5 protein-coding genes are annotated in these 6,952 nt (G+C 66.0%); all 5 read right to left on the reverse strand.

The annotated features are described in order from the left end of the window. Nucleotides 1-11: 11 nt before the first annotated feature. Complete coding sequence (cbbX, locus tag G579_RS0110895) at nt 12-974, reverse strand: CbbX protein (protein ID WP_038019514.1); 963 nt, start codon at nt 972-974, stop codon at nt 12-14. Nucleotides 975-1,059: 85 nt separating this feature from the next. After that, entirely contained in the window at nt 1,060-1,479 is a 420-nt protein-coding gene (locus G579_RS0110900; protein ID WP_028990220.1) for a ribulose bisphosphate carboxylase small subunit, read from the reverse strand. 15 nt (nt 1,480-1,494) lie between these two features. After that, nucleotides 1,495-2,946 carry a form I ribulose bisphosphate carboxylase large subunit gene (locus tag G579_RS0110905; protein WP_028990221.1) on the reverse strand — a complete coding sequence of 484 codons (1,452 nt, stop codon included), beginning with the start codon at nt 2,944-2,946 and terminating at the stop codon, nt 1,495-1,497. Nucleotides 2,947-3,330: 384 nt separating this feature from the next. Continuing rightward, a complete protein-coding gene (locus G579_RS0110910) occupies nt 3,331-3,915 on the reverse strand; it encodes a Yip1 family protein (RefSeq protein ID WP_028990222.1) in 585 nt (194 codons plus the stop codon). 164 nt (nt 3,916-4,079) lie between these two features. Continuing rightward, the gene (locus tag G579_RS0110915) at nt 4,080-6,725 is read right to left on the reverse strand and encodes an EAL domain-containing protein (RefSeq protein WP_155989812.1); all 2,646 of its coding nucleotides are present in this window, start codon (nt 6,723-6,725) and stop codon (nt 4,080-4,082) included. Nucleotides 6,726-6,952: the final 227 nt, after the last annotated feature.

Genomic DNA, 6,952 nt, shown 5'->3' on the forward strand with positions numbered 1-6,952 from the left:
GAGAAAACCGGTCAGCCGGCGGCCTGCCGCGCCGCCGGACCCGAGGTGTCATCGGGCTGTCCTTCCCGGAACACCCGGCTGGCGAGGATGTCCTCGGCCTCGATGGTCATGAGGTCCTGCCGGGTCAGCAGTCCGCCGCTGGCCAGCAGGCGGTTGGCCTGGCGCAGGCGGGCACGGTCGAGCGCATTGCGCACGCTGCGGGCGTTGGCGAAGTGCGGCATCCGCATGCGGCGCAGCAGATACTCGTGAAAGGCCAGCTCCGCATCCGGGCTGAAGCGGTATTGCTGCTTTTCCAGCATGAGATGGGCGATGCCCATCAGCTCGTCCACCGTATAGTCGGGGAAATCGATATGGTGGGCGATGCGCGAGGACATGCCCGGATTGCTCTCGAAGAAGCGCTCCATCTTGTCCTTGTAGCCGGCCAGGATCACCACCAGATCCTCGCGCTGGTTCTCCATCACCTGCAAGAGGATCTCGATGGCCTCCTGCCCGTAGTCGCGCTCGTTTTCCGGCTTGTACAAGTAATAGGCCTCGTCGATGAAGAGCACCCCGCCCATGGCGCGCTTCAGCACCTCCTTGGTCTTGGGCGCCGTGTGGCCGATGTACTGGCCGACCAGGTCGTCGCGGGTGACGGCCACCAGGTGGCCCTGGCGCACGTAGCCCAGGCGGTGCAGGATCTCGGCCATGCGCATGGCCACGGTGGTCTTGCCGGTGCCGGGATTGCCGGTGAAGCTCATGTGCAGGCTGGGCGGCCCGGCGTTGAGCTGCAGCTCCTTGCGCACGCGGTCGACCAGGAGCAGCGCGGCGGTCTCGCGGATGCGGGTCTTGACCGGCTTGAGGCCCACCAGCTCGCGGTCGAGCTGATCCAGCACCTCCTGCAGGTGAGCGTCGCGATAGGCGGCCCGCAGATCGACCGGCGTGTCTCCAGACACCGCTTGGGTTTCGCTGTTGTGCTCAGCGACTTGCTCGTCCATGGTTCACGCTCCATTGCGTCAGAACATGCGTTTCGAGATATGCACGGCCCCGCGGCACCGGGAAGGCCCGGTGCCGCTCGCCAGGTTACTGGTAGCGCTCCCCTTCCGGCTCGTCCGTGGCATAGGCATGCACGGTGTAGCCGATGTGCCGCCCTTCGAGCTCCTGCCGCCACAGGCCGAAGCCCGGCTCCTCCTTGGGCCGGTTGACGATGAAGGACATGCGCGGGGTCTCCCAGCCGCGGGTGGAATCGAAGGCCGTCACCCGGATGTAGTGGTTGGGATAGGCCTTGCGGCACTCGTTGACCTCGTACATGATGCCGGCCGGGTCCTTGAGGTCGAACATGGGGATGCCCCACATCTCCCAGTAGGTATTGCGCGGGTGCGGGTCGTCGGTGAACTCCACGTTCACCGCCCAGCCGTTCTGCAGGGCGTATTTGATCTGGGCGAGGATCTGCTCGTCGGTGAGATCGGGCAGGAAGGAAAACTGGCCTTGGGTGATTCGCATGGCACGCTCCTCTCGTCAGACCGACGCGGTCGCCGTGGGCACGAAGTCCGGCGTGTCGGTGGATTCGTAGTTGAAGGTGACGTCCTTCCAGGTGTCGAGGGCGGCGCGCAGGGGCGTGCACCATTTGGCCGCCTGCTCCAGGATCTGCGGCCCCTCGTTCCAGATGTCACGGCCCTCGTTGCGGGCCTGGATCATGGCTTCCAGCGCGACGCGGTTGGCGGTGGCGCCGGCCGCGATGCCCATCGGATGGCCGATGGTGCCGCCGCCGAACTGCAGGACCACATCCTCGCCCAGGTAGGTGAGCAACTGGTGCATCTGGCCGGCGTGGATGCCGCCCGAGGCCACCGGCATGACCTTGCACAGGCTGGCCCAATCCTGGTCGAAGAAGATGCCGTGCTCCAGGTTGACGGTGTTGACGGGCTCGCGCAGCACGTCGTAGATGCCGGCGATGGTGCGCGGATCGCCCTCCAGCTTGCCTACCACGGTGCCGGCGTGGATGTGGTCGACGCCCGCCAGGCGCATCCACTTGGCGATCACGCGGAAAGAGACGCCGTGGTTCTTCTGCCGGGTGTAGGTGCCATGACCGGCGCGGTGCAGGTGCAGAATCATGTCGTTCCTGCGCGCCCACTTGGACATGGACTGGATGGCGGTATAGCCGATGACGAGGTCGATCATGACGATCACCGAGCCCAGCTCCTTGGCGAATTCGGCGCGCTCGTACATGTCCTCCATGGTGGCGGCGGTGACGTTCAGATAATGGCCCTTGACCTCGCCGGTGGCAGCGGACGCCTTGTTCACCGCTTCCATCACGTAGAGGAAGCGGTCGCGCCAGTGCATGAAGGGCTGCGAGTTGATGTTCTCGTCGTCCTTGACGAAGTCGAGGCCGCCCTTCAGCGCCTCGTAGACCACGCGCCCGTAGTTGCGGCCCGACAGTCCCAGCTTGGGCTTGGTGGTGGCGCCGAGCAACGGGCGGCCGAACTTGTCCAGGCGCTCGCGCTCCACCACGATGCCGGTGGGCGGACCATCGAAGGTCTTCACGTAGGCGACCGGGAAGCGCATGTCCTCCAGGCGCAGGGCCTTGACCGCCTTGAAGCCGAAGACATTGCCGATGATCGAGGCGGTCAGGTTGGCGATGGAGCCCGGCTCGAAGAGATCCAGATCATAGGCGATGTAGGCGAAATGCTGGTCCGGCTGATTGGGCACCGGATCCACCCGGTAGGCTTTGGCGCGATACAGCTCGGAGGCGGTCAGGCGGTCGGTCCACACCACGGTCCAGGTGGCGGTGGAGGATTCGCCGGCCACGGCGGCCGCCGCCTCCTCGGGCTCCACGCCTTCCTGGGGCGTGATGCGAAAGAGCGCGATCACGTCCGTATCCTTCGGCACGTAGTCCGGCTCCCAATAGCCCATCTTCTTGTAGGGAATCACTCCAGCCTTGTAGCGTTCCGCTCCGGAAATGGCTTCAGACATTTTGACCTCCAAACATGGAATCAATGGGGTGATGCCGGTGTTCCAGGAAGCCGGCCCATCCAGCGCAGCAGCTTCCCATGCCGGCCGGGAATCTCTCTCTTGATGACGTCAAGACACGAACAGCGCTCGGGAAATCGAATCGGAACCACGGAGGATCAGCTATGTCGCCAGATTCGCGCGAATGCCGCCTTGCGGGCAGGCGGGCTCCCGCTGCCCGGACACGGGGCTTGCCGCTGCGGGCCGGAAGAATCCCATGAAGCACGCTTCTTGCGTCAGCTCAGGCTTTGTGAGGGCACGGCCCGGCACTTCGATCGCGCCCGCGCGGCGGCAGGTGCCGTCCCGACAGACACCTGCCGGGTCTGCGGCGCCATCTCGCCAGCCGCATCACATGGCCAGGTTCCAAAGCACGTTGGTCACGACCATGAGAAAGGCCAGGCCGACCAAGCCGGTGACGAAGATGGCGCCGCTCAGGAGCGAAGTCTGGCCGGTGTCTTCGGGCTTCAGCACCTCCGGCACCAGGCGGAAGATGAGAACGCCGCTGGCGGCCACCGCCAGGCTGAAGACGGCCAGATAAAAGGCCACGCTCGGCACGATCAGCAAAAGCGACGACAGCCACAGCGGCGTCGGCGCGATGGCGGCGATGGCGAAGCCCTCGCGGAAGCTGATGCGCGCGTCGATGATCTCGCCCAGCTGCTGGATGACGAAGGCCATCGCCGGCACTCCGACCAACTGGACGGCCCAAAAGGCCGCCACGATGCCCAGCAGCTCGCCTTGGGGCAGCGGCGGCAGATACAGCACGCTGTCGACGTTGCTGGACTTCAGGAAGTACAGCATGAGCGTCGGAATCAGGGAGAACGGCAGTACGTGAAAAAGAAAAAGCTGCGTGACGGACGGCTGGGGGCGGCTCGGATCGCGCCAGCGAGCCGGGGAAAAATACAGTGAATGGCTCAGCTCGGTCAGGGAGTGCATGGCAGTCCTCCTTGGGAGGTTCACGAAGCAGGCAAACGGATTTACCAAACCCAAGGCTTAGACAAGCCGGCGCGGCCTTTGTTATGCCGCAGCCAGGCCGTGGTGGAAGCGATGCGCGGCCGGGCGGCCAAGGCGGCAAGCCGGGCGCCGCGGGTGCCGATGCCCTAAAACAACTGTAGGCTGTGCGGCTGGCTGGCCGGCGCCGCGAAAATTTCCTCGAGCGGCTGCGGGCGCTGCAGGCCGTAGCCCTGCCCGTAATCGACCCCCAGCTGCTTGAGCTTGGCCAGGATGCGGTCGTTCTCCACGCACTCGGCGATGGTCTGGATGCCCATCACGTGGCCGAGCTGGTTGATGGACTCCACCATGGCGTAATCGATGGGATCGTCGGCCAGGTCGCGCACGAAGCCGCCGTCGATCTTGAGATAGTCCACCGGCAGGTTCTTGAGGTAGGCGAAGGAGCTCAGGCCGCTGCCGAAGTCGTCCAAGGCGAAGCGGCAGCCCCGGGCCTTCAGCGTGGTGATGAAACGCTGCGCCTGGGCGAAGTTGGCGATGGCCGCCGTTTCGGTGATCTCGAAGCAGACGCGCCCGGCCAGCGCGCCCATGGCGTCCAGCTGATCGAGCACGAAATCCAGGAACTGATCGTCGCACAGGGAGCGGCCCGACACGTTGATGGCGAAGGCCACGCCGGCGGCATGGCTTTCGGACAGTGCCCGCAGCGCGGCGAGCGCATGGCGGATGACCCAGCGGTCCACGGCGGGCATGACGTTGTAACGCTCGGCGGCGGGAATGAAGGCCATGGGCGGCACCACCTTGCCCTGCTCATCCAGCATGCGCACCAGGATCTCGTAGCGGGCCGGCGCCGCGGGTCCGTCCCGCAGCGGGACGACCGCCTGGCAGTACAGGCGCAGGCGCCCATCCTCCACGGCCCGCGACACCCGCTGCATCCACTGCATCTCCCCCTGATGCTTGGCCAGCGCCGCGTCGTCGGGCTGGTACACGTGCGCCCGGTTGCGGCCCAGATCCTTGGCCACGTAGCAGGCCGAATCCGCCGCGCTCAGAATCTCGGTGCTGCTGGCGCTCCGCGCCGTGATGGGGGCGATACCGATGCTCGCCCCCACGCTGAAGGTCTTGTCCTGCCAGACGAAGCGGAAATCGCTGAGCACCTGACGCAATCCATCGGCGATCTCGCGCGCCTTGGCCGGCATGCAGCCTTCCAGCAGCACGCCGAACTCGTCGCCGCCAAGGCGGGCCAGGGTATCGCTGCCGCGCAACCTGGGCCGCAGCAGCAGCGCCAACTGCTTCAGCAGTTCATCCCCGGCCACGTGGCCGCAGGTATCGTTCACCACCTTGAACTGGTCCAGGTCGACATAGAGCAGCGCGTGCTGCACGTCGCCGGCCTGGGCGCTCGCCAGGGCGTGCTCCAGCCGCAGCTCGAACTCGCGGCGGTTGAGCAGGCCGGTGAGCGGATCGTGGCTGGCTTGGTAACTCAGCTGCCGTGCCATGCCGCGCATTTCGGTCACGTCCCGGAACACCAGCACCACGCCGCTGACCCCACCGTCGCGGTCGCGGATGGGGGCGGCCGTGTGCTCGATGGCGAATTCGCGGCCGTCGCGCCGGCGCAGGATACTGTCGCCGGCGGCGTTGACGATGCCGTTGACCGCCAGGCAGGCGCGCACCGGATCCGGCGCGCTGGCGCCGGTCGCCTCGTCGATCACGTGAAATACCTCGGCCAAAGCGGCTCCGCGTGCCTCTTCATCAGGCCAACCGGTCAGCAGCTTCGCTACCGGATTCAGATACTGCACCCGCCCGTCCACGTCGGTGGTGATCACCGCCTCGCCGATGGATTCCAGGGTGACCATGAGCCGCTCTTTTTCCTGGAAGAGCGCCTCGCGGGCACGCTTGAGCTCGGTGATGTCGCGCACCGCCACCACCCGCCGCATCCGGCCGTGATAGGAGAAGTCCTTAGCATGGATTTCCACCGGCAGCGTCGTGCCGTCCTTGCGCCGGGCCTCCACCTCCGCGGGCGCATCGGGTTTGCTGCGCAGCCGCTCGATGAGGAGTTCCCGGGATGCGGGGGCGATCAGGTCCAGGGCATGCATGCCGATGAGTTCGGCCGGCTCATAGCCCAACATGCTGGCCAGGGTCTGGTTGACCGCCAGGAAATGGCCATCCTCATGGATGGCGATGCCCTCGAAGGCGGCCTGGGACAGGCTGCGGAAGCGCGCCTCGCTCTCGCGGATGGCCTCCTCCGCCCGCCGCTGGCGGGTCAGGTCGCGCATGACCTGCAGCACGCCGGTCGCTTCGCCGCGCTGATCACGAATGATCTTGACGGCGATTTCGATGGGGCGTCGCAGGCGGTTCACCGGGTCGTCCGCCTCCTTGACGAACACCGCGTCGCGCCGCTCCAGGCGCGCCTGGCACACCGGACACGGCTTGTCCTCATAACGACCATGCACCAGCAGCATCAGGTTGCGGCCGACCGCCTCTTCCGGGGTGCGGCCGAGAAACCCATAGTACTTGTGATTGGCGCGAACCAGGTTGTCGTCCAGGTCCAGCAGGCAGATGGCGTCTTCGGCGGAGTCCAGGGCCTGAATCCACTCGGCCTCGGTCCGGGCGAGTCGGGCCCGGCTTTCTTCCAGGCTGCGGCTCAGCCGGCGCAGGTAGAGGGTGGCCAGCGCCAGCGTCAGCAGAACGAAGCCGGCCAAGGCCAGCCAGAACCAGCCGGAGTAGGCGAAATCCCCGGCGGCCGGCGGTGCACCCGGAAGCGCGGCGGGGCCGCTCAGGACGATGTTGGAGATAAAGGAAAGCATGCTGATAATCGTTTTTGTTCAGAGCCAGTTCCAGCGCTGGCCCGGCATCCTCCCGACAGCCGCCCGGCGCGCGGCCCTGTGTCCTTTATCGGCGCAAAAGGAAAATGCTTTAGAGGCGGGCGCCGCCCCGGTCCTAGGGTCTGTTCTCAATCAAGCGAAAAGCGTTATGCCATATGCAACCGAGGGGCTCTGTTGAATTTCAAGTGGGTTGCCGGGCATGAGGGTTG

Source organism: Thermithiobacillus tepidarius DSM 3134 (assembly GCF_000423825.1).
Taxonomy (GTDB): Bacteria; Pseudomonadota; Gammaproteobacteria; order Acidithiobacillales; family Thermithiobacillaceae; genus Thermithiobacillus; species Thermithiobacillus tepidarius.